This is a genomic window from Fontisphaera persica (assembly GCF_024832785.1).
Taxonomy (GTDB): Bacteria; Verrucomicrobiota; Verrucomicrobiia; order Limisphaerales; family Fontisphaeraceae; genus Fontisphaera; species Fontisphaera persica.
The window spans coordinates 2,809,757-2,832,531 of record NZ_CP116615.1; the positions used below are offsets into that span (position 1 = coordinate 2,809,757).

Below are 22,775 nucleotides of genomic sequence, written 5' to 3' on the forward strand. Positions count from 1 at the left end.
CGCAGCCGTCCCCGGCTGCGGGTTGGCGCACCGTCCCGGTGCGCCATCTTTTCCGGCGGCGGGACGCCGCCCTCACTCGCAGGCGAGACGCCTGCGCTACGGTTTTGGCCAGAGGGACTGCCAATACCGTTGTTCGATTTCATAAAAGTTGATTTGCGTGACCGCCGGGTCCAAATCCAGTGGCAATATCCCGTACCGTTTCATTTCGCGTATCCATCCCTGGCGCGGCACATAGCCCGGCATGTCAAAACGCTTGATTTTGGCCAGGTAATCCTTGCCCGCCTGCGCCATGGCCACCAGCTTCTGCCAGTCCGGGTCTGCCGTCTCTGCAAACACCACCTGCCCCGCGCGATTGGTGCATATTCCCAACCCGCCCGCCTCCCGCGCCAGCGGCGCCAGGGCGAGGAGGGATTTTTCCGGCCGGCTTAAATTGAACACAATATGGCGGCTGAACTGCAACCGCGGGTCCTTCAAATCAAACCGCCAGAAGGAAATGCCCAGCTCATCGGACATCGAGCGCGGCAATGTCCGAGGTCCCGTGTGGCATTCCGTGCAACGGCGTTGGATGACTTCCGCCCCGGCCCGGGTGGCGGGCCACGCGGTGTCGAGATGGATTTGCTCGTTTTCCTGGTAGCCCCCAATCGAACCCGCCCCCAAGGCCGCATACGTACCCGGATAAACCGCCCCTGACTCAATCCACAACCGCAGCCACTGTTTTTCCTGCGGCGTGGCCTGGACGCCGTAATGTGAGCCATCAAGCATCTTCAAGAGCCGGCTCGCGCTCGACCCCAATTCGCGCGGGCGGTAATTGCTGCGGGCCTCGTTGCGGCCGTCCCGGAATAGCTGCTTCACCGTCAGCGTGAAGTAAGCATGGGAAAACATGGGGCCGTAATCCCCCGTCAAAATGATGCCGCCCGCTCGCGGCCCGCCCCGCGGGGTGGCCGTGTAATCATGGCAATCCGCACATAAACGATTGAGGATGGGCTGAATGTCCCGCGGAAAATCAAACACCTCCGGCGCACCCGCGATTGGCTCAATGCGGCTGGGCGTCCGCCGCACGGCCATGAGCGGCCCGGGCGGCAGATAACTTTTGGTGCGTTGCTCATGGCATCCCACACAGCTCACCAGCTCGCCCGGCTGCACGGTAAGAAAACTCTGCATGCGTTTGACGGCCATGTCGTTCGCGTCCAGCGCCACAAAAAACAACCCGCGCATGGCCGGCAGCTCGACATAAGCCGAACCATCCGGCTCGACCGGGACGGTTCCCAAAATGCGCTCCAAGGTGAACGAGCCGCCGTAGGTCAGCGGGTCCATGCCGCCGGTGAAGTTGATGGGCTTGGGCAGGGTTTCAAGGACGAGGAGTTTTTTGATTTCACCCGGTTTCACTCCCTGCATGTTGCGGCCCTCGTAGATGTTGGCCAGAATCACCCGGCCGGTCGTCTGTCCCGGGTGCGCCAGGGGCGCAATCACTTTCTCGCGCGGATGGGGCAACAGCGGGCGCGGCTCGTGGAGCCAGTACCCGTCGCGGATGTCACTCTCCGGGAGCCGATACAAAGGAGTGGCCGCCCCCCGCCCGTTCATGAGCTGGATTTCCGCCCCCGCCGCCACCATGAAAGCGTCTTCAGAAAAAGCCCAGGGGTCGCGGAAGTCCTGCCGTCCCCGGCTGATGGTGCGCGCCATCCGGGGGTCATCCGGGCCGCCCGCCGGGTCCACCAACGCCACCGCTCCGGCGTGCTCGCGCTGACCGTGGCCCGGGGAGAAAATGGCCACCACTTTGGCGCTGTGAGGAATGGGCTTGGCGTCAATCATCACGATGCCCGGCCGTTGATTCCCATAAAAAATCATTTGCGCCGTGCCATCGGGATTGGCGGTCCACAAGTGATGATAATCCACCTGCGAGCGGTCCACATACTCCCAGCGCTGATAGAGAATCCGGCCATCCGGCAGGACCCACGGGGTGTTGTCGTGCTCGTTGTTGGCGGAAATCATGCGGAGGTTGCGGCCGTCGGCGTCGCAGCGATGCAACGTGGCCACCTGGGTCAGCCAGCAATTCACCCAGCGTTTGGCGCGCGTGCTCACAAACACAATGCCGCCATCCGGCAGCCAGCAAGGCTCAAAGTCATCGTAATTCCCGTCGGTCAACTGCCGCAGCCCCGTGCCGTCGGCCTGGATGGTGTAGAGATGGTAGTGCTCGCTGTCCCCCTTGCGGTAGGAGAAGAGGATGGTCTTGCCGTCGTAATGCACCACCGGGTCGCGCACGCCGCCGCGCGGATCATCAATCAGCCAGCGCACCTCGCCGCGGCGCACATTCAACACGCCCAGCTTGCCCCCCAGCCGATAGGTCACCCGCTTGCCGTTGTGGGTGAAGGGATGGCCTTGCTTATACTCCAGCTCACAATCCGCATAATAACTGATGTTCGCATACCAATGGCCGTCATCGCCCACCTTGCGCGTGGCAAAAACCACCTCCTCCACTTGCGCCATCGGCCCCGCCAGAAACGCCTCCTTGTCTGGCGGCTCCATGCCCCGGAGCGGCAGCGGGGCGTTGCGCGGCCCGAGATACACATAATCATAAATAATCCAACTGCCATCGCTCAGGGTGATGGTAATCCGATTCTCGCCCGCCTGCAGCGCCGCCGCCGGCACCGGAAACACCAGGGCGGACGCCTGCCCCTCCTGGTGCGGGTCACTCGCCACCCCACGCCCCCGCGGAGCCGTGCGCCGCGCCAGCTCCCGGCCATTCACCCCAATCACCACCGTGGAAGGCGTGTGCGCATCGGCCAAACCCAAAATCAGATGCAACGTTTCCACGGGCCGCTGCGGCAGATTGAAAACCATGGTGAAGGTGTGCGCCCTGCTTCCGGCCCACCGGTCATGATGCGAGGGATGGATATAAGGCCAGTCCTGCAAAGGGCTTTGGCCCACCTTGAACACAATGGGCTGAGGATACCGGCGGGCATACGCCGGCCATTGCTCGTCGCACAGGCCAAACTCCAGCGCCGAGCCATCCGGCTGGCCCAGTAATATAACGGCTTCTGAAACTGCCGCACTGGCGCCCATGGCCGGCAGAGCCAGCCAGGCCCAAATCGCCCACAGCCAGCCTCGCGACCTCATCTTCCAAGGACAGGTGGTCATTTATCTAGACCCTAAACTTCCCGGGCAGCCGCTTCAAGCGGATAGCGTCCCGGCCGCCGGGCGCACTCGCTCCCTCTAGTCTCCCTTCACCATCGAAAGAATCGGTAAGGGTCATCCCATTCCTCCGGCTGGTCAGCATAAAGCCCAACCAGCCAGCGGCGTTGGTTTGGGCCGGCGCCAGGGGGTTGATGAAAACGCTCCAGCAGCGGCGTGGCCGCTGCGGCGCCCAAGTTGCCCAGCAACCGGGATACCAGGCAATCAAGCCGCCGGCGGGTGCGCTTCAGATTGGTTTGTTTCGTGCCGTCAAATTGCCATGGAGCAAGCTGGCAACAAACCACGTTCGCCTTGTCCATGCGCGCCAAAACCCCGTTGCCGTAGATAACTGCCCCCCCGGCCACCAGCGGCAGCTCGCGCGGATCGCGGTTGTGCACCTCTGCCGGACTGACACCCGCCAGCAGCTCGCGCCAGCCAAACGGTTGGAAATACGCCGCAATATGTTCCCCCATCCGCAGCTCGAGGTTGAGCCATTTCATAGCGGCCGCATCCGCCGGTTCAAGGCCCAGGGCCAAAACCTGGCCGCCTTCCCGAATGAAGTCAGTGGCTGACGGCCTGGCCATTATAGAACGTCCGCCGCCCGGGCCAATCACCAAAACCTGGGTCTCGCGCGACAGCCGGCCGTCCCCCAGTTCCGCAGGTTTATAGCCCATGGCTTCCAGGTAGGCTCTGCCCTCGGGATGCCCGACATACACCAGGGTGCGGCGCGGGCTGGGCCGCCACGCGGCCAGGTAGCGCAAGAGGTTTTGTTTCAGCGTCTCCGCCGCCGGCTCCGGCGCGGTGCGCCCCGTCACATCTACCTGGCAGAACAAAATCACGCCTGCGCCTTCGCGATATTCCAACAACGGGCTGTATTGCAGACCATAACCGCCATCGAGCACCGGAAGGAAATCGCCCAAGGCCGGTTTTTCAATCAACACGGAGGCCACATTGCCACGGTTGCCGCAGCGCCACAGGCGCGTCACCGGCATCCCGCACCATTGCACAGTGGGTGCGCCGTTGAATTTGGGATTCAGCTCATATTTCAACCGCGGCGGCAGCAGGGTGGCTTCGCCGCGCCAATCGCGCAGCAGTTCATCCGTCAGCCCCGCCAGCAGGGGATGGTCGGGAATGCGCGCGAACACCTGCCGCAATCCGTACTCGGCCAGCCGAAAACCCAGCCGTTGCTCCAAAACCTCGGAGGTCTGCTCAAACACCAGCACTTTAAGCCCCTCGCGCACCCGGCGAAGGTCAGGAGCCGGGCCGTGCAGCGAGAGCGCCCCTTTGCCGAGGATGAGCAGATCAAACGCCGCCAGATCGGTTTCCGGCTCGATGGTTTGAAAAGCAATGCCCATTCGCCTCAGCCAGGCCGTCGTTTCACCGGGCGGATCGAACACGGCAACTTTGCCCCGCAGCGTGGCCGCAGCGGGGGTGGGCATGACGTGGAGGGTCAGCGTGTCCGACTGGGTTTCGCCATCGCCGAATTGGGCGGTCAGGTGCAGTTCATACCGCCCCGGCGCCAGGTCAGACGGCAACTGCCCGCGCAGCGGGATTCGCTCCTGTTGGCCGGTGGCCAGGGTGATTTTTCGCGCTCCTTTTTGCGGCCGGGGCAACGCCAGGACCCATTCACATGCAACGGTGGCCGTCTGGCGGCTGTTATTGATGACGATGATTTGTTTTGCCACCGTTTCCCCCGGCAGGAAATTATGTTCCTTGCTGGTAAAACGCCCCGGGCCGCCGGCCAGATAGGCGAGCCGGGGCCGGTTGTTGCGCAAGAGCGCTTGCGCCGCCGGTGTGGCCACCCAGTCCGAGCGCTCAAAAGCCAAATCCATCCGCTCATAACGCTGCTCCAGATAATCCGCGCTGAATCCGGGCCGCTGCAGGTTTTCCCAATCCGTCCTCAACTCCTGCCGGCTTTTGTCCACGCCCGGACGCAATTTCCAGTAATGCCCGTGCTCCCAAGGGGAAATGGCCGAGACGCCCCAGGTGCGAAAGGCGCGCCAGTTGTCGGTGAGGTATTGGGCCAGTATGGGGTAGTGCTCGTCAAAATCCCGCGAGCCCACCGGATGGGGGTAATCCCAGCGATGCCACCCTTTGTCGGCCTGAAACTGCCTGGCCTCCCAGCGCAGGTTGCGTTTTTCCTGTTCGCTAATCTGATAGGCCCGGTCGCCGTAGAACTGGGCGTTCCACTCCGCCAGGCAAAATTCCCAGGGCACCACCGCGCTGCCGAACTCGCGTTTGCCCTTGTACCAACCGCGATACATCGTCCAATCCCACGTGAACGGCGCGCCGTATTCGCAAAGAAACACCGGTTTGATTCCCTGCGTCGCCCAATGCTCAAACCAATCCGACATTTCCTGAATGGGAACAAAATTGGGATAAAAATTGACCGCGTGCATCGGGCCAAGGTTGCCCGAGGCGTGATGATAAATAATCCGCTCCGGGTCGAGTCGTTTCACGATGGCCTCGGCGCGCAGTGCTCGTTGGACATTCCGCTTTGCCCACGCGTCGCGCGCCTCCTGTTTGCCGTCAATCATATCGGGGTTCATGTCCTCGCTGTAGCCGGTGGCATTGTGGCTCATCGCATACATCACCACCGAGGGATGATTTTGCGCCACGCGCACATACGCCTCTGCCAGACCGGCGTAGCCATTGGTGCGGTCCGCGTCCGCATTCGGCCACTCGTAATGGCTGAAATGCGGCTGCGTCAGCGCCACCAGCATGCCCACATCATCCGCCGCGCGCAGGATTTCAGCAAAATCGAGATGGGAGCCGGGCAGACAGTCATAGTTGTGGGTGTAAACAAAATTAATGCCAATACTCTTCAGCCGCTCCAGACTTTCCTTCGCCCCTGCATAGGAGGCCCAGGCGGCGCCCACTTGCGCGTTGTCCAACGGCACGGCGGCGAGCTGGAGGCGCGTGCCGTTCAAATAAAAGTCCCGCCCCTCGATCCAAAACTCGCGGAAGCCAAAAGTCTCCGGCCATGCGGCGTCCAACGTTTTTCCTGCGGCATCCAACAGCGCAAGGTCGAGGCGAAATTGATGGTGAGGCGTGGGCAAATCCCAGCGCTGTTCGGGCAGCCAGTTGACGCTGAAGGCCAGGCGCCCCTCGCGCAAATCGCCGACGGTAAAAATGGGGCTCCTGAATTCCCGCCTGAACTGGCCGGCCCCGCTGACCTGCGCCACCAATTGATAACGTTCCCCAGCCTCCAGCCCTTCCAGGGCGGCGCTGAAAACAGCCTGCCCTCGCCGCACGGAGGTGTCCACTTTTGCATCCCGCAGACGCGGGCCGCGGGCAGCGCCGACCAAAAAGACATCGCCACACAGGCCGCGCCGGGCCACCGTTCCTTTGAACTGCCGGGCGGCGGCAGTATCGGCATAAGAAAGCAGCACGCCCTTGAGCGGCAGCGCCAGCACTTGAAGGCTTAGGAGTTGCCGGGAACCAGGACGGCACGCCGCGGTCAATTCCAATTCCCCGCCGGGAAAACGCAACTCACCCACCCGCTGGTGGTCCACCCACACCACTGCATACGAGTTCAAGGTATGGACGTTCAGCCATATCCGACGCCCCGCCCACCTGTCCGGCGTGCAGAATTCCCGCTGATACCAGGCAGCGGTGAGGGCGCCCAATCGCTGGGATTGCCAGGCCGGGTGAGGAATCACCGTCTGGCAATCTTTTTGCATGTAATCTGTGATGCCAGGCCACGGGCCGGGCGTCTTGAAATACCCCCAATTCTCCGCGGGCACGGAGGCGGCAGCATCCGCCGGTTGCCAGCGCCACAAGCCATTGAGGCAAATCCGTTCCCGGGTGGCGGTGGTCTGACGCCATGCCTTGTCGAGGTCCCAAACCGCAGAAACCCTTGGTGGTAAAGCGACAGCAGCGGAATCTGCCGCCTCTGCCGGGTGGAGCCAGGCTAGCGGCCCCCATAGCACCAACCAACAGCCGAATAGATACGCAGGACACTGTTCCCGCCACACGCGGCTGGCCGTCCGGCCAACCTTGAAAATCGCTGGGCCACGTTTCATGGGGAATTTTATCCAGATTAGACTAACCAACCGGCAGGAAGTCTTCAAATAATAAAGAACCTCCGGCAATGAAACCTACGTGGTGTGCCAAAACTAACTGTTACCCGGCGCTGGGTGGACAGGGTGGCCGTTGCGCCAAAAGGGGTGTTACCCAATTTGACCCCCGATTTGAGAACGAAGGAAGCCGCCGGGCTTCAATCGCCTGCTTTTTTTCGTGCGATGTCCCGCCCCAGTTGGAAGGGATTGAGCGTGGCAGGCAGCGCCCGAATGGCCGTCATGCGATGGTGGCCCTGGAGCGCCACCACTTGGTGCAGCAGTTGACCCTTGTAGTGCCGGCCGACCCGGGCCTACGCCCGCCGCCATTTAGCCAGCACTTCCTGTTGGGTTGATTGACTCGTGTCGGTGTCCATATCCGGTAACACTGACTTTTGGCTCAACGACTAGTTTCCGCCAACTAGTCATCCCCGCCCGGGTAACCCGCTTTTTGGCGCAATCGCCCTCGAATTGCTTGTTTTTGTCCGTTGACAAACAGCCGGAAGGCGGATTTACTAAATAGCCCATTTGACCGGAGGCCCCAGGTCATCATGAAAACGGGTGAGCAGCCCGCCTGGGGCAAGGTCACAGGAAGGATGTGAGCACAGGTGACGGAGATACGACTGAAGAAAGGCGAATCTATAGAACGCGCGTTGCGCCGGTTGAAGAAGAAACTCGACCGGGAAGGCACCCTGCGTGAGGTGCGCAATCACCGGCATTACGAAAAACCGAGTGAACGGCGCCGCCGGAAGGAAAAAGTGGCCCGCTTCAACGCGATGCTGAGCGCGCGTTACGCGGACCTGTAATTTGGTTTTTGGGTTTGTTTTGTGCAGCCGGGTGTGGCGCCCCCGCCACACCCGGTTCTTTATTTTATGTATTCCCTTTCCACGTGCTGGAATTCCCATCGGCACACCGATGGGCGGTTGATGCTGCGCGAAATCCGCTCGCTCGGCTTTGATTACGCCGAGCTGAGCCACGGCATTCGCATCAGCCTCCTGCCGGGCATCTTTGAGGCGGTGGACGCCGGGGAAATCCGCATCTCCTCCCTGCACAACTTTTGTCCGCTGCCCATGGGGGTAGACCGCGCCGCGCCCAATATTTTCAAGTTCACCTCGGAGGATCCGCGCGAGCGGGAAATGGCCTACCGGCAAACGCTGAAAACCTTTGAAACCGCCGTGCGAGTCAAGGCGCCGCTGGTGGTGCTCCACATGGGCAAGGTGGACATGAAGGATTACACCGACCGCCTGCTGGAAATGGCCGGGGCCGGCCAGCGCGAGACCCCCAAATACGAAAAACTTTGCGCCGAGGTGCTCGAAAAACGGGAAAAACGCAAAGAACCGCATCTGACTGCGGCGTACGAGTTGTTGCGGCGGCTGATTCGCGAGGCCGAGGCTCGCGGCCTCCGTCTGGGCATCGAGAACCGCGAAGCACTGGAAGAAATCCCGTTTGAGACGGATTTTCCGCTTTTTTTCCGGGAGTTTGACCGGCCTTCCGTGGTGTACTGGCACGATACCGGCCATGCGCAAATCAAGGAAAACCTGGGTTTCATTCATCATGGGCTGCATTTGGAGGCATTGGCCGACCGGCTGGCCGGTTTTCACATTCACGATGTGAGTTTTCCGGGACGCGACCACCTGCCGCCCGGCGCAGGGGGCATTGATTTTGCCGCGCTGGCCGGGCTGGTGAAACCCGAGCACATCAAAGTGCTGGAGCTGGGGCCGTGGGTGCCCACGGCCGACGTCCAGCGGGGCTGGGAGCACATCCGCTCCCTCTGGGGTGAAACGTGAGCGAGGCACGGAAGATATGGCGCATCGGCTGGCGGCTGGCGGTGTGCGCCCTGCTGATGGGGTGGATTTTTCACGCCATTTTCATGAACGAAGGCCGCCAGGTCCTCACTGCCCGCGGCCAGCATTGGGAGGCTCTGACCCGCGCCGAGCAATGGCGCGCCGCCTGGCGGCTGGGGCCGCCAGAATTGTGGAGCGAGCTGCGGCAGGTGCGGCCCGCCGCCTTTGGCTGGAGCCTTGTTTTCATGGGGGGCACCTTGCTGCTGGGCATTCAACGCTGGCGCATGGCCCTGCGGGTGCATGGCCTTGAACTCTCCTTCAGCCGGGCCGCCGAAATTTCGCTGGTGGCCCACTTTTTCAACTCCTTCATGCTGGGCTCCACCGGCGGGGATCTGATCAAGGCCTACTACGCCGCCCGCGAAACGCATCACAAAAAGGCCGAAGCCGTCGTCACGGTGGTAGTGGATCGCTTGATTGGCCTCTGGAGCATGTTGCTGTTTGCGGGGCTGATGATGTTGTTCCACGTGCCGCTCATCTCGACCCAGGAAACCCTGGGCGTCACCGCCGCCGTCATCCTGGCCATGCTCAGCGGATGCAGTGTCATCGCAGTGCTGGCCTTCTGGGGGGGACTCTCCCGGCGCTGGCCCCGCGCCCGGGAATTGCTGCGGCGGCTGCCCCGCGGCGAATGGCTGGAAAAATTGCTGGAAAGCTGCCGGGAATTTGGCCGCGCCCCCGGTTTCCTGCTGAAAGCCCTCGGCCTCTCCATGCTGCTGAATGTCGTCTGTGTCGGCCAATACTGGGCGCTGGGGAGAGGATTGGGACTGACGATGGCGCCCTCGCTGTACCTCCTGCTGGTGCCGATGATTATTTGCATTGCCGCGCTGCCCATCACCCCCAGCGGCCTGGGGGTGCGCGAAAACCTGTTTGTGCTGCTGCTCAGCGGCGCCGCCATCGGGGCCCCGGCCACCACCGCCCTTTCCCTGTCCCTGCTGGCCTACGCGGGCTTCCTGCTCTGGAGCCTGGCGGGCGGCGTGGTGTACATCACTTTCCGCGAAAAACACCAGCTCCAGGAAGTCACCGCCGGCTCGGCTGCGGAACTCTGAAATTCCAGCCCCGGCTTTTTACAGATGCTCAAGCTGGTATTCCTTGAGCTTCCGGTAAAAGGTCCGCCGGCTGATGCCCACCCGCCGCGCCGCCTCGGCCCGGTTGCCGTTGGATTCCTCGAGGGCGCGAATAATCAACTGTTTCTCGGCATCCCGGATGGTCATGGCCGGCAGGGGGCCGGCCGCTTTTTCGCGCGGCAGAGGCAGGGGATTCTCCTGTTTCCGCACCGAGGCCGGCAGGTCGCGCAAGAGGATTTTCTCGCCCCGGCACAAAACCACCGCATGCTCCACCGCGGTGCGCAATTCGCGCACATTGCCCGGCCAGTTGTGCTCCATCAGGGCCTCCATGGCCTCGGGTGAAAACTCGCGCACCGGCTTGTTATTTTCCCGGGCAAACTCGCGCAAAAACGCCATGGCCAGCAGGGGGATGTCCCCGCGCCGCTCGCGCAGCGGCGGCAAATAGATTTCCACCACGCGCAACCGGAAAAACAGGTCTTCCCGAAACTTGCCCGCCGCCACCAGCTCGGCCAGGTTTTTATTGGTGGCCGCCAGCAGGCGCACATCGGCGGTGATGGTTTTATTGGAGCCGACCCGCTCAAAAGTGCGCTCCCCCAGAAACCGCAGCAATTTAATCTGCAGGGTGGCGTCAATCTCGCCAATTTCGTCCAAAAACAAGGTGCCGCCCTGGGCCTGCTCGAAACGGCCAATCCGCCGCTCGTGCGCCCCGGTGAAAGCTCCCTTCTCATGCCCAAAAAGCTCGCTTTCCAGCAACGTGGGCGCCAGCGCCGCACAATGGACGGTGACCATCGGATTCCGGGCCCGCGGGCTTAACTGGTGAATGGCCTTGGCAATCAGCTCCTTGCCGGTGCCGCTTTCCCCGTGAATCAACACCGTGGCCCGCGTGGGCGCCACCTGCCGGACGGTCTCAAACACCTCCTGCATGGCGGGCGAAGCGCCAATGATGTTTTCCAGCCCGTATTTCTGATCAAGCTGCTGGCGCAGGTTCTGGTTTTCGCTCTCCAGCCGCTGCTGCCGCAAGGCCCGCGCAATCCGCAGCTCCAGTTCGTCAATTTGAAGCCGGCCCTTGGCAATGTAATCGTCCGCCCCCCGTTTCATGGCCGCCACCGCCACATCCTCCGAGCCATAAGCGGTCATCAAAAGGCACACCGGCGGCCGCGGCAGCGATTTGGCCCGGGCAATCAATCCCAAGCCATCCTCCCCCGGCAGGCGCAAGTCCGTCAGCAGCACATCAAAATGGTCCCGCTCCAGCAATTCCATGGCCGCCCGGGCATCCTCGGCCACGTACACGTCGTAACGCTCCTCCAGCGCCGCCCGCAGCCCCTCGCGGGTGGGCTTTTCGTCATCCACAATCAACAAGGTTGGCTTTTCCATGGCTTAAGTGGGTTTGGCCTCGCCCTCCACCACCGCCGGCGCCTCCAACAACCGCGGCGGCCGTTGATGCCGCGGCAGGATGACCCGGAAAGTGCTTCCCTGGCCGGCCTGGCTTTCAATTTCAATGCGCCCGCCGTGGCTGCGCACAATGCGCTGCACAATCATCAATCCCAGACCGGTGCCCTTCTTTTTGGTGGTGAAAAACGGCTCGAACAACCGGCTGAGCGTTTCCTTGGGGATGCCCCCGCCCGTGTCTCGCACTTCAATCCAGGCGTCGTCCCCGGCTTCGCCCGTAGCCAGGGTCAGCACCCCGCCCTGGCTCATGGCCTGCATGGCGTTTTTCACGAGATTCACCAGCACCTGCTTGATTTGCACCGGGTCATGCGCCACGGGCGACAAATGCCGCGCCAGGCGCAGTTGGACGGTGATGCCGCGGTTGTCCAGCTCCGGCTGCAACAACGCCAGGGTGGCTTCCACCGCTTCGTTCAAGCTGCCCAGCTTCATCTGAGGCGCAGAGGGGCGCATGGCCTGCAAAAACTCGGTGATGATGTAATCCAGCCGCCCAATCTCCCCCTTGGCCACCTCCAGATATTTTTCCAGGCGGTTCAAGGATTCGGACGCCCCCGCCTCAGGCGCCGCGCCTGACCGCGGACTCTTGCGCCGGCTTCGTCCCCCCACCAGCGATGCTGCCGGCGGCGCCGCTTCCTGCATGGCGCGCAACTTTTTGCACTCCCGCTCCATGAGCTGCAGATGGATGTGCAACGCATTCAAGGGGTTGCCAATCTCATGGGCCACACTGGCCGCCAACAAGGTCAGCGCCTGGACCCGCTCGCTTTCAATGGCCTCATAAGTTTTCTGCCGCGTCTCGGTTGCATCGTGCAATATCAGCGCCACCCCCAGGCTGCCGGCGGCCTCTCCGTCCAGCGGCGCCGCATAGAGCCACAAGTACCGTGGCCGAGGAAAACTCACCTCCAGCTCCATCCGCACCACCCGCTGCCCGCCCGCATGGTCAAAATGCAGCACCTTCTTCCAATCCAGCTCCGGCAAAAACCGCTCCAAACTCTGGCCCTCGGTCGCCTCGGGCGCCAGCCCCAGCAGGCGGGTCACTGATTGGTTGAAATAGATGATTCTGCCGTGCTCATCCACCACCAGGATGCCGTCTTCGATGGTGTTGAAAAGGGTTTCCAGAAAATTGCGCTCGCGCGCCAGGCGCTGGACCACCGATTGCAGCCCCTCCTGGTCCAGCCGCCCGATGCGGCCTAATACCTTATCCAAAAAGTTGGACTTGCTGCCCGGCATGGTTAAAACCAATGACGTTTTTTGAAATACCAAAAGGTCACGGCGGTGGTAGACACCGTCACCAGAAACGCCAGCAGGTAACCATACTGCCATTCCAATTCCGGCATGTTTTTGAAATTCATGCCGTACCAGGTGCCCACCAGCATCAAGGGGGTGGTAATCACCGTAATCAAGGTCAGCAGCTTCACCACTTCGCTGGTGCGGTTGGCCGAGAGGTTCAGGTACACCTGCAGCACCCCGGTCAACCGGTCATCATACGTCTGTGCCAGCTCGTAGATGCGGAAAAGCCCGTCATATACGTCCCGGTAATAAGGCACCATGTGCGCCCGAATCAATTTGAACTCGCCCCGCGCAAACCGCGCGAGCACCTCCCGCTGGGGCGAAATAATCTGGCGCAAGTGCATGACCTCCTTCTTGGCTTGCAGGATTTTGTTCAGGACCTGCGGCCCGCTCCCCTGCACCACCTGCTGCTCCAGCTCGGCAATCTCCAGCGCCAGCTCCTCCAAGGCCGGTTTGTAATTGTCCACCAGCGCATCCAGCAAACTATGCGCCACCCGGTCCGGGGCGCGGGCAATATGGATGTTGCTGCGCAGACAGCGCTCTTCCAGCGCCTGCACACTGCGCTGGGGCAAATCGTGGTACGTCACCAAAAAGTTGCGCCCCAGAAAGAAGTTCAGCTCGCTGGTCGCAAACACCCCGTCCTTGCGGCTGTAATCCACCGCATGAATCACCATGAACAAGTAGGGGCTGAACCTATCCTCATCTTTGGGCTGGTATTCCTCCACCTTGGGCGACTGGCTTTCCATCACGCAGTCTTCAATGCTCAGGGGATGGAAATGAAAGATGTCTTCCAAAACCAGTTTCGCTTCCTCGGCGGAGGCATTTTCCAGGTCCACCCACAAAAACAAATTGGTGTCCGCCAGCAAAGTGGGCATCAAAAACGGTTGAATATCCCGCATGTGCAGGCGGCCCTGGGTGGTAAAGGCAAAAGACCGTATCATATTTTCACATTCAACAAGGCATCGGCCCCCGTGTCATCATGACACAAACAGTCCATTATCCATCCTGCCGGCACAAGTCAACCTTCAATTCATGACCTGCGGTATTTTTCCTGCGGACTTGGAGTTATGGCAGGGCTTTTAGCCGCTTGGGGGGGCGTTTCTCCCCGCCTGTCCTGCGGGAGGTGGGCGGACTTCCATTAAACCCGGCTTGCGTGGTTATCCCGCGACTTTCCACCGGCGTTAACAAGCAGCTTGCCTTTACCGCCAGTTTCAGGAATGAATCTCTCGCGCACGGCGACGCCGTGTGCTACTCCAATTGCACTATGGGTCATGTAAAATTGCATATACCGGGGCCGGTGGAAGTCAGTGAAAAGACTTTCCGGGCCTTTTGCACCCCCATGATTGGCCATCGCAGCCAGGCCTTCAAAGACCTGTATGCGAAAATCCAGCCGCAGTTGCAGGAACTGCTCTACACCAAGCAACTGGTATATCTGAGCACTTCCTCCGCGTGGGGCGTCATGGAGGCCGCCATCCGCAACCTGGTTTCCAGGAAAGTCCTCAACTGCATGTGCGGCGCGTTTTCCGACAAATGGTATGATGTCGCCAAACGCTGCGGCAAGGAGGCCGAGCCATTGCAGGTGCCCTGGGGGTCGCCCATCCGCGCCGAGCAGATTGACGCCCGGCTGGCCACGGGCCAGTTCGACGCCCTGACGCTCATCCACAACGAAACCTCCACCGGCGTGATGAGCCCCGTGTATGAAATTGCCGAGTTAAAGAAAAAATACCCGGACGTCATGTTCATCGTGGACGCCGTCAGCTCCATGACGGCCGTCAAGCTGGAGTTTGACAAGCTGGGGATTGATGTGCTGCTCGCCGGCACGCAAAAGGCCTTTGCGCTGCCGCCGGGCATGACGGTGTTTGTCTGCTCCCCCGCCGCGCTGGCCAAGGCTGCCACCATGAAGGACCGCGGCTACTATTTTGATTTCGTTGAATTCCAGAAAAATGCCGAGCAAAGCATGACGCCCAGCACGCCGAGCATCGGGCATGTGTTTGCGCTGGCCTCGAAGCTGGAGGACATTTTCCAGGAGGGCCTGGAAGCGCGTTTTGCCCGCCATAAAAAGCTGGCCGAAATGACCCGGGCCTGGGCGGCCAAACATGGCTTTACCCTGTTCCCGGAAGCGGGCTTTGAAAGTGTCACCCTCACCTGCATCAACAACGGCGCCAAACCCGGCGGCCGCGTGGTGGACGTGCCCAAATTGCAGAAGCTGGTGCGCGAGCAGGGTTTCCTGATTGACGGTGGCTACGGCAAAATCAAGGGCACCACCTTCCGCATCTCCAACATGGGCGACGAAACGGAAGCCACCATGCAGCAGCTTTACGCGGCGCTGGACAATGCCATGAAACAACTTTAAGCCGCGTTATTTTCAAGGGCCGGCTGGCACGCCGGCCTTTTTTTTATGGGGGGCTCACACGGTAACCACCGGATTTTCCAACCGGCCCACGCCGGTTAGAGTGATGGCAATCCGGTCGCCTGGCTCCAAGGTGAAGTGGTCCGGCGGCACAATGCCCGTGCCGGTCAACAGCACGGCGCCATGGGGAAATTCCTGACAGCGATATAAATAACTCCCCAGCTCGGCAAAACTGCGTTTGAGGCGGTCCACGGGTGTTTCGCCGCTGAACACCGTGCCGCCCGCGCGCGTGATTTCCAGCCGGATTTCCCAACGGCGCGCCTCCGCTTCATCAGCGCCCACGCGAATCCAGGGGCCCACCGCGCAGGAGCCGCGATAAACCTTGGCTTGGGGCAAATAGAGGGGGTTTTCGCCTTCGATGTCCCGGCTGCTCATGTCATTGCCGATGGTAATCCCCGCCAGGCGTCCCCGCGAGTTAAACACCAGCGCCAGCTCCGGCTCCGGCACACTCCAATGGGCATCTGAGCGGATGCCCACCGGCTGACCCGGCCCCACCACCTTTTCCGGCAGCGACTTAAAGAACAGCTCCGGCCGCAGGGCGTCGTACACCCGGTCATAGGCGCTGGCGCTCAGGGCAGATTCCTCCATGCGCGCCGTCTTGCTGCGGAGATAGGTCACCCCCGCCGCCCACACCTCCTGGCGGTCCAGCGGACAGCACAAGGTCACCTGCGCGAGCGGCAGGCGGGGAAGGGTCCGCCGTGCCAGCGACGCGGTCAGTTCCGCCGGCTCGTCCACCTCCAGGATTTGCGCCACACTGAAAATGCCGGCCGCCGTCAAATCCATGACCGAGGTTTCCTCGAGCATCAGCCCCGGCCGCGGCACGGCATCGGCCTGGGTGGTAAATCGGCAGAGTCTCATGGTTTGGCGGGATATTCCAAATCCTTGGCTGAGGGCAGCGCCGGGAAAGGCGCATGCGGCTCCTTCTGGTACCAGTACGCTACCGAGGCAATGTCATCCTGAAGCTGGAGGTAACGTCCGCCTTCCTGCCAGCCCAGGGCCTGAATGGTCACGCGCAAATCCTTTTTGAAACGGACCGGGTCGGGGATGTGCCAGCGGTAGAGGCCAAAGCGCTGGCCGACTTCGTAGATTTGATTGGGCGGAATGACCTGATGCAGGCCGGAATAGGGCGTGTTGAATACGCCGTAATTGCGCTTTTTATTGTCCTGCCAGTCCCGCACTTCAAAATTGTAGGAGCCGCAGAAGTAATCCTCCGTGCCCGTGCCGCAAATGGTGGGCCAGTCTTTGTCACCATCCAGGTAAAACTTGATTTCGCCCTCACCCCACCAGCCCGGGCTGTGGACCTGCCAGGCCAGGTAGGTGCCCACGTAGTGGCCCTCGCCTTTGACGCCGTCTAAAATGGTGTAAAGCCCCTTTTGCTTCAAGGGCTTCTCCTGCCGGTATTGGGCGTGAAAATAAGCGGCATCCCGCGGCACAGGCGCCAAAGTGTAATTAATCTGGTAGTACAACACCATGTCGCGCGAGTCGATGTTTTCCATGGTAATACGCGCCTTTTTGAGGAAGGGCATGGGCCAATAGCAGTTGAAGGCGCTGCCCGGATTCACGCACACCGCCAGCGAGCTGAGCTGGCTGTACTGGCCCCAGCCCATCGCAAAAAAATCACCCACCGGACATTCCACTGACGGCGTGGGTTCATCGTCCCAGTAAAAGCGCAGGATGGATTTGCGCCAGTTGCCCGTGGGCGTCATCCAGATGCTCTGAATCATGCCCGGCCCTTTGATTTCGCCCAAAGTAAAAGTCTGACCGGCCGCAATCCGCACCGAGGGCGACACTTTCCAGCCCTGCCCCAAATCGCGCGCGGCATTTTTACCGGTGCCTTCGGTGGCCATGCCGCCCCGGCCTTTTTCACCGGTGAAGTTCTCCGGACTGATGGAGCGGCTTTCCGCTTTGGAAACCCGGAATAGATTGCCCATGCCCATGTCCAGGCCGTTGAATGCATCTGCGGCCCACAGCCCCGACGCCCAGCTCAGCAAGGCCCCGGCCAGCAACCAGGAGGTATGTTTCATATCGCGCATTTGGTTTGGGAATGATTTACCGTTTCCCGCCGGGTCACAGCAGGTCCACAGGCCTGCCAGCCCGGGCCGGGAAACAGGCGCATGATGCCGCGCCGGAGCGCGCTTGGCAATCCCACTTTTGTTCGTTTGCCTGTCCCGGCAGCGCAGGCAGCGGCACTGCTTATCCCAAGGGAAGCTGCCCGTTCCTCCGGCAGCCCGGCTGCGCTATTTCTCCACCCGCAGCAACCGGTTGGTGAGGGTATTCCAGCGGTTGGTCCAATCGCGCCAACTGGCCGCCCAGAAGACCCCCGTAAGATTGGTGCGGGCATGTTCCATGGCTTTTTGCACGACGGCCAGTTGCTTGCGCGCCTCCTGCGTCTGCCGCCACTGCCAAAGCGTCTCCGCCCAATTCAGAGGGTTTTCCGGATAAAGCGGGGCAAGTTGCAGGGCCTGCGCCAAATGTTGCCGGGCGAGGGTACGATTGCCCACGCTAATCGGCCAGCCGGGTGCATCGCGGTACAACAATCCCAGGCAACGGTCCGCGCCGGCAAAATCGAACTGGGCGTCCAAATCCCGGGCCCGATAAAAGGCGTCCTGCATTTCCTTCACCAGCCGCAAAGCGGCCAGTTGTTTGGTGCGGGCCAGTTGGCCCAGATTCATGCCCAGGTAGTAATGTCCTGCCGCATGATTTTCCTTCAGTGCAATCGCTCTGCGGCTGGCCAGGATGCCCTCTTCGGCCACGGCGGCCCGCTGGGTGTCATTGGTGGCAAATTCGCCCAAATCGAAACAGGCCTGGGCCCATTGCCAGGCGGCAGTGAAGTCATTGGTAAGCTGGCCGGCCCGCTGGCGCGCCTGTTGGTACCGCTGCTCATAAAAAGTGTAAAAGGACAGCTCGCTCGCCTCGCCCGCGCCCTTGGGAGGGGTTTGGGTGGAAGTCACCGGCTCGGCGGCGCCGGCGGCCATGCTCATGAGGCTGAATCCCGCCACCAGCCAGCCGGCCAGGGCCGGGGACCCCCACGACAGCCAACGCCACCGGGCAACGCCATGACAAGGGATGGGCATGCGACAGGCCTTTATTTGCCGAAATTTGCTATTGCTATCAAGGTCAATGGTTCTATATTACCCTGTTATTAGATGCAGATTCACTGGAAAATCTTCGGCAAGGCCTTGCTGGCAGGGGCATGGGTGGCTTTTTGGGCCACCGGCTGCGGCGGATTCAGCGGCAGCCATTCCATTTCCCCGGCCACGTTTCTGATGCCGGGGCTGCTCAAACATGAGTCTCCGCCCCCCGCCGAAGCTCCAGCGCCCCAGCTTGAGCTGACCAATTGGGTGGCGCAGCTCAAGTAATTTCACACTGTTTATGCGATTTCCTCTGGCGTTGACGGCGAAAATCGCCGGCCACATCCTCAAACATAAATGGCGCGGCACTCCGAAGTTTGCCCTGGTTTTGCAACTGGAGCCGCTCCACACCTGCAACCTCACCTGCACCGGCTGCGGGCGCATCCGGGAGTATTCCACCAGTCTCAAGGACATGATGTCGCTGGAAGACTGCCTGGCCGCCGCCCAGGAGTGCGACGCGCCGATGGTCTCGATTTGCGGCGGCGAGCCGCTGATTTATCCGAAGATTGAGGAGCTGGTAAATGGGCTGCTGGCGCAGGGACGCATTGTATATATTTGCACCAATGGCGTGTTCATGCGCCGCAAGCTCCGGGATTATCTGGCCGCCACTTACACCCCGGCCCGTGAAACTCTTCTCCAGGAGCTGTTGGCCGAGAAATTGATTTCTGACAAAGACGCGGAAACCATCCGCCAGGGTAAAAAGGACGGCAAACCCGTCATCGCGCCGACGCAGTGGCTGTATTGGAATGTGCATATTGACGGTTTGGAATACACCCATGACCTCATTGTCGAGCGCGAAGGGGTGTTCAAAGAATGCGTGGAGGCCATCAAAATGGCCAAGCGGCTGGGCTTCCAGGTGGCCACCAACACCACGGTTTATCGGGAGACCGATGTCCGCGAAATCGAGCAGATGTTTGCCTTCTTCTCCTGGCTGGGCGTGGACGGCCATACCATCTCCCCCGGCTACGATTACGACGCGGCCAAAAAGGACATGATTCAGCGGCTGGGCAAAAAACCGGAAGACTTCTTCCTCACCCGCGCCATGACCAAGGAGAAATTCGCGCGCATCCTCGAATGGGGTGAGAAATACACCATCTTTGGCACCCGCGTGTACCAGGAGTTTCTGGCGGGCAAACGCGAGTTGACCTGCACCGCCTGGGCCATTCCGACCCGTAACATTGCCGGCTGGAAAGCGCCCTGTTATCTCATGACTGACGGTCATTACCAGACCTACCAGGAGATGCTCGAAAAGGTGGACTGGGACAAGTACGGCACCGTCAACGGGGTGGCCCGGGACCCGCGCTGCGAAAACTGCATGGTCCATTGCGGCTACGACCCCAGCGGCGCTTTGGGCACCAATTACCAACCGGGAGACAACTGGAAAAACATCAAGTACAACTTCGGCCCCAAACCCAAACCCGACCCGGAGGGGGCCAAGGTACAGGCCTTCAACGGCGCCTCCGTGGGCAAAGGCCATCTGGCCGAGGCGCGCCTCGCCCTCAAAGAGGGCAAGGGCGGAAAAATCACCGTGCAACCGGCGGGTGATTGCGGCTCGCCGGACCATCGCCAACGCGAGGAGTTGCTGGCCAAAATGGGGCGCAAAGAGGCTTGAAGCGGCCCAAGGGCAATGATTTATTGCTCATGATGGAAGCGAGGCCAACCATGATCGCGGCGAAGCCACAAAAACTGGACTTTCCAGCGCTTCGCGATCCGCGCTATCCGGTGCGACAGATTGCCGACCAGGTGGAACCTTACCTGCGGCTCATTGTGGAGCGTTTCCATCCGGAAAAAATCATCCTTTTCGGCAGCCAGGTCAGCGGCCATCCCTCGGTGGATAGCGATGTGGATTTGCTTATCATCTGCCCGGAAGTCACTTCGGAAAGGGAAATGAACCGGCAGATTCGGGCGGCATTTTGGGAAATTTCCGGCCCAAGATTGCCCTTTACGCTGCTGACCAAAACGCCCCGTTTCATTGAGGAGCGGCTGGCTGAAGGCAGTGCGTTCTACCACGATATCCTGAACCAGGGGGTGGTGGTTTATGCTGCGTAAACAATCTTCCGAAAACAATCCAGCGGATTGGTTTTACTCGGCCGCTGACCGGCTCAAGGTGGCCGACCTCGCCTGGAAAGCGGAAGGGGTGACTCAATCAGGCATCGAACTTCCGCAAGAGGCTGTCGAGCGTTATCTGAAAGGTTATTTGGTCGCGCAAGGCTGGCGCTTGCGGCGGGTGCATGACCTGGGTGCCTTGCTGGCGGATGCCATGCAATTCGAGCCACGTTTTGCGCAATTCAAAAACCTGGCAGATGAACTGACTGAAGATTTCTTTGCGCAGCACTACCCCGGAGGCGACTGGACTGAGCTGGGCAAGAATTATGCTCAGCTACGCGAGCAAACCCACCATCTTGTCGAGCTGATTCGTGAATTGCTGCCCCACTTTTTTAAGGACGCATGACGATCCACCTCAACCAGTTTCAGGTGAAGACCTGCCTGGTCAAATTTAACTCATGGCAGGCGAGCGCTTGTAGCCCAAGGGCGCAAAGAGGCTTGAAGCGGCCCAAGGGCAATGATTTATTGCTGATGATGGAATCGTGGCAGGCCGGCCGAATGTGCTCTGATGAATTCCATGCTTAAACTTGAAAAGGGACAAAAGCGGGCAATGCCCCTGAAACCCGCCGGCGATGCCGGCCGGGTGGATTTGGGCTGCTCCGGCGGTTTCCGAAGAATTTGAAATGGCGAAATCATGACCAAAACTCTGTTTCTCAATCCCCCCTCGTTTGATGGTTTTGACGGCGGCGCCGGCTCGCGCTACCAGGCCGTGCGCGAAATACGCTCGTTCTGGTATCCCACCTGGCTGGCGCAACCCGCCGCCCTGGTGCCCAACAGCCGCCTGTTGGACTGCCCGCCGCACGACATTGACCGCGAGGCCTGCCTGGCCATTGCCAAAGAGTACGACCACGTCATCATTCACACCTCCACGCCCTCGCTGCGCAATGACTGCAAGGTGGCCGAGGCCATCAAGGCCCAGCGCCCCCAAACTGTCATTGGCTTCGTGGGCGCTCATGCTGCCGTGCTGCCCAGTGAAACGCTCAAGGCCTCGCCGGCCATTGATTGGGTGGGCCGCAAAGAGTTTGATTACACCTGCAAGGAAGTGGCAGAAGGCCGGCCGCTCGCGGAAATCAAGGGCCTTTCCTACCGCAACGCCGACGGCAAAATCATCCACAACCCCGAACGCGAGCTCATCACCAACATGGACGAGCTGCCGTGGGTGGTGGATGTTTATAAGCGCGATTTGCAGGTGGAAAAGTATTCCATCGGCTACCTCAAAGAACCCTATATCTCCCTTTACACCGGCCGCGGCTGCCCGGCGCAGTGCATTTTCTGCCTCTGGCCGCAAACCATTGGCGGCCATAAATACCGCGTGCGCTCCCCCGAAAACGTCGCGGCGGAAATGGCCCATGCCAAGAAACTCTTTCCGCAGGTGCAGGAGTACTTTTTTGATGATGACACCTTCACCGCCAACCTGCCCCGCGCGCGGGAGATTGCCAAAAAGCTCAAGCCGCTGGGCATCACCTGGTCCTGCAACAGCCGCGCCAACTTGAATTACGAAACCATCAAGCTCATGAAGGACTGCGGCCTGCGGCTGTTCCTGGTGGGCTACGAATCGGGCAGCCAGGAAATCCTCAACCGCGTCAAAAAAGGCGTGACTCTGGAGGAAATGCGCGCCTTCACCAAGGCTTGCAAAGAAATCGGCGTGGTCATTCACGGCACTTTCATTTTGGGCCTGCCCATTGAAACCAAGGAGACCATCGAGCAAACCATCCGCTTTGCCATGGAGCTGGACGTGTTTTCCATTCAAGTCTCGCTCGCCGCGCCGTACCCCGGCACGGAATTGTATGAAATGGCGCGCCTCAACGGGTGGTTTGCCAAGAAGGACAAGACTGACATTGTCCATCAGGACGGCTTGCAACAATCCACCCTCGAATACCCGGGCCTGAGCAAGGAGGAAATCTACGAGGCCGTGGACCGCTTTTACCGCGCCTATTACCTCCGCCCGCGGCCCATCCTGCGCATCATCAAGACCATGCTTGAGGACAAGGATGTCTGCGTGCGGCGCCTGCGCGAGGGCTACGAATTTTTCCGCACCATGCGGCAGCGCCGCAAGGACCTGCAGGCCGCCTGCGCCGCCCCCGCCGCGGCAGCGTAAACTGGCCGCTGGAGGGCCGCGGCCAGCCCGCTCTGCACCGGCCCCATTAAGCCGTGTCGCCGGCGGCGCAGGGGAGGTGTTGAATTTTTTCAACGCCACCGACCCTCTCAAAGCCATCCTGGCTGGTTCGTTGCGCAATCCCTCATCCTCTCCATGCTCTGGTAAC

The 22,775-nt window shown here is 60.8% G+C and carries 17 protein-coding genes; 9 read left to right on the forward strand and 8 right to left on the reverse strand.

The window, feature by feature from the left end; translation table 11 throughout:
- Positions 1-96: 96 nt before the first annotated feature.
- Both NXS98_RS10475 and NXS98_RS10480 read right to left on the reverse strand, forming a co-directional pair.
- Entirely contained in the window at positions 97-3,114 is a 3,018-nt protein-coding gene (locus tag NXS98_RS10475; RefSeq protein ID WP_283844917.1) for a polysaccharide lyase family protein, read from the reverse strand.
- 107 nt (positions 3,115-3,221) lie between these two features.
- The gene (locus tag NXS98_RS10480) at positions 3,222-7,193 is read right to left on the reverse strand and encodes a glycoside hydrolase family 2 TIM barrel-domain containing protein (RefSeq protein WP_283844918.1); all 3,972 of its coding nucleotides are present in this window, start codon (positions 7,191-7,193) and stop codon (positions 3,222-3,224) included.
- 641 nt (positions 7,194-7,834) lie between these two features.
- Here NXS98_RS10480 and rpsU point away from each other — a divergent pair.
- The 3 genes from rpsU (at position 7,835) to NXS98_RS10495 (ending at position 10,113) form a co-directional block, all read left to right on the forward strand.
- On the forward strand, positions 7,835-8,032 hold the full coding sequence (gene rpsU / locus NXS98_RS10485; protein ID WP_283844919.1) for a 30S ribosomal protein S21: 198 nt from the start codon (positions 7,835-7,837) through the stop codon (positions 8,030-8,032).
- Between the two features lie 66 nt (positions 8,033-8,098).
- On the forward strand, positions 8,099-9,013 hold the full coding sequence (locus NXS98_RS10490; protein WP_283844920.1) for a sugar phosphate isomerase/epimerase family protein: 915 nt from the start codon (positions 8,099-8,101) through the stop codon (positions 9,011-9,013).
- Positions 9,010-10,113, forward strand: coding sequence for a lysylphosphatidylglycerol synthase transmembrane domain-containing protein (locus NXS98_RS10495; RefSeq protein WP_283844921.1), 1,104 nt, complete (start codon positions 9,010-9,012; stop codon positions 10,111-10,113). Before NXS98_RS10490 ends, NXS98_RS10495 begins: the two co-directional genes overlap by 4 nt.
- A gap of 18 nt (positions 10,114-10,131) precedes the next feature.
- On the opposite strand, the gene NXS98_RS10500 is transcribed toward NXS98_RS10495, so the two are convergent.
- From NXS98_RS10500 to corA, 3 genes are read right to left on the reverse strand one after another with little or no spacing between them, the layout of a single operon-like run.
- Positions 10,132-11,505, reverse strand: a complete 1,374-nt coding sequence (locus NXS98_RS10500; protein WP_283844922.1) for a sigma-54-dependent transcriptional regulator — start codon at positions 11,503-11,505, stop codon at positions 10,132-10,134.
- Between the two features lie 3 nt (positions 11,506-11,508).
- A complete protein-coding gene (locus NXS98_RS10505; protein ID WP_283844923.1) occupies positions 11,509-12,780 on the reverse strand; it encodes a two-component system sensor histidine kinase NtrB in 1,272 nt (423 codons plus the stop codon).
- 26 nt (positions 12,781-12,806) lie between these two features.
- Entirely contained in the window at positions 12,807-13,805 is a 999-nt protein-coding gene (corA, locus tag NXS98_RS10510) for a magnesium/cobalt transporter CorA (RefSeq protein ID WP_283844924.1), read from the reverse strand.
- 323 nt (positions 13,806-14,128) lie between these two features.
- On the opposite strand from corA, the gene NXS98_RS10515 reads away from it, so the two are divergent.
- Positions 14,129-15,217: a pyridoxal-phosphate-dependent aminotransferase family protein gene (locus NXS98_RS10515; RefSeq protein WP_283844925.1), complete on the forward strand. Its 1,089-nt coding sequence runs from the start codon at positions 14,129-14,131 to the stop codon at positions 15,215-15,217.
- 54 nt (positions 15,218-15,271) lie between these two features.
- Here the strand turns inward: NXS98_RS10515 and NXS98_RS10520 are convergent, their stop codons facing one another.
- From NXS98_RS10520 to NXS98_RS10530, 3 genes are all read right to left on the reverse strand, one after another.
- Positions 15,272-16,132 carry a fumarylacetoacetate hydrolase family protein gene (locus NXS98_RS10520; protein ID WP_283844926.1) on the reverse strand — a complete coding sequence of 287 codons (861 nt, stop codon included), beginning with the start codon at positions 16,130-16,132 and terminating at the stop codon, positions 15,272-15,274.
- Entirely contained in the window at positions 16,129-17,298 is a 1,170-nt protein-coding gene (locus NXS98_RS10525; RefSeq protein WP_283844927.1) for a glycoside hydrolase family 172 protein, read from the reverse strand. Before NXS98_RS10525 ends, NXS98_RS10520 begins: the two co-directional genes overlap by 4 nt.
- Positions 17,299-17,511: 213 nt before the next feature.
- A complete protein-coding gene (locus tag NXS98_RS10530; RefSeq protein WP_283844928.1) occupies positions 17,512-18,348 on the reverse strand; it encodes a tetratricopeptide repeat protein in 837 nt (278 codons plus the stop codon).
- 72 nt (positions 18,349-18,420) lie between these two features.
- Between NXS98_RS10530 and NXS98_RS10535 the strand changes: the two genes are divergently transcribed.
- The 5 genes from NXS98_RS10535 to hpnJ all read left to right on the forward strand — a co-directional run bounded on the left by NXS98_RS10535 (position 18,421) and on the right by hpnJ (position 22,609).
- A complete protein-coding gene (locus NXS98_RS10535; RefSeq protein ID WP_283844929.1) occupies positions 18,421-18,633 on the forward strand; it encodes a hypothetical protein in 213 nt (70 codons plus the stop codon).
- 13 nt (positions 18,634-18,646) lie between these two features.
- The gene (hpnH, locus tag NXS98_RS10540) at positions 18,647-20,017 is read left to right on the forward strand and encodes an adenosyl-hopene transferase HpnH (protein WP_283844930.1); all 1,371 of its coding nucleotides are present in this window, start codon (positions 18,647-18,649) and stop codon (positions 20,015-20,017) included.
- Between the two features lie 29 nt (positions 20,018-20,046).
- Positions 20,047-20,454, forward strand: coding sequence for a nucleotidyltransferase domain-containing protein (locus NXS98_RS10545; RefSeq protein ID WP_283844931.1), 408 nt, complete (start codon positions 20,047-20,049; stop codon positions 20,452-20,454).
- A complete protein-coding gene (locus NXS98_RS10550; protein WP_283844932.1) occupies positions 20,444-20,857 on the forward strand; it encodes a HEPN domain-containing protein in 414 nt (137 codons plus the stop codon). The genes NXS98_RS10545 and NXS98_RS10550 overlap by 11 nt, the downstream gene beginning before the upstream one ends.
- Before the next feature lie 288 nt (positions 20,858-21,145).
- Positions 21,146-22,609 (forward strand): hopanoid biosynthesis associated radical SAM protein HpnJ, encoded by a 1,464-nt coding sequence (gene hpnJ / locus NXS98_RS10555; RefSeq protein ID WP_283844933.1) that lies wholly within the window; start codon positions 21,146-21,148, stop codon positions 22,607-22,609.
- Positions 22,610-22,775 lie beyond the last annotated feature (166 nt).

Excerpts from the sequence above, each read along its gene's own strand:
- NXS98_RS10500 (WP_283844922.1), bottom strand. The coding sequence starts at position 11,505 with ATGGAAAAGCCAACCTTGTTGATTGTGGATGACGAAAAGCCCACCCGC.
- NXS98_RS10515 (WP_283844925.1), top strand. The coding sequence starts at position 14,129 with ATGGGTCATGTAAAATTGCATATACCGGGGCCGGTGGAAGTCAGTGAA.
- NXS98_RS10550 (WP_283844932.1), top strand. The coding sequence starts at position 20,444 with ATGCTGCGTAAACAATCTTCCGAAAACAATCCAGCGGATTGGTTTTAC.
- NXS98_RS10475 (WP_283844917.1), bottom strand. The coding sequence starts at position 3,114 with ATGAGGTCGCGAGGCTGGCTGTGGGCGATTTGGGCCTGGCTGGCTCTG.
- corA (WP_283844924.1), bottom strand. The coding sequence starts at position 13,805 with ATGATACGGTCTTTTGCCTTTACCACCCAGGGCCGCCTGCACATGCGG.
- NXS98_RS10545 (WP_283844931.1), top strand. The coding sequence starts at position 20,047 with ATGATGGAAGCGAGGCCAACCATGATCGCGGCGAAGCCACAAAAACTG.
- hpnJ (WP_283844933.1), top strand. The coding sequence starts at position 21,146 with ATGACCAAAACTCTGTTTCTCAATCCCCCCTCGTTTGATGGTTTTGAC.
- NXS98_RS10530 (WP_283844928.1), bottom strand. The coding sequence starts at position 18,348 with ATGCCCATCCCTTGTCATGGCGTTGCCCGGTGGCGTTGGCTGTCGTGG.
- NXS98_RS10525 (WP_283844927.1), bottom strand. The coding sequence starts at position 17,298 with ATGAAACATACCTCCTGGTTGCTGGCCGGGGCCTTGCTGAGCTGGGCG.
- NXS98_RS10520 (WP_283844926.1), bottom strand. The coding sequence starts at position 16,132 with ATGAGACTCTGCCGATTTACCACCCAGGCCGATGCCGTGCCGCGGCCG.
- NXS98_RS10490 (WP_283844920.1), top strand. The coding sequence starts at position 8,099 with ATGTATTCCCTTTCCACGTGCTGGAATTCCCATCGGCACACCGATGGG.
- NXS98_RS10480 (WP_283844918.1), bottom strand. The coding sequence starts at position 7,193 with ATGAAACGTGGCCCAGCGATTTTCAAGGTTGGCCGGACGGCCAGCCGC.
- NXS98_RS10535 (WP_283844929.1), top strand. The coding sequence starts at position 18,421 with ATGCAGATTCACTGGAAAATCTTCGGCAAGGCCTTGCTGGCAGGGGCA.
- hpnH (WP_283844930.1), top strand. The coding sequence starts at position 18,647 with ATGCGATTTCCTCTGGCGTTGACGGCGAAAATCGCCGGCCACATCCTC.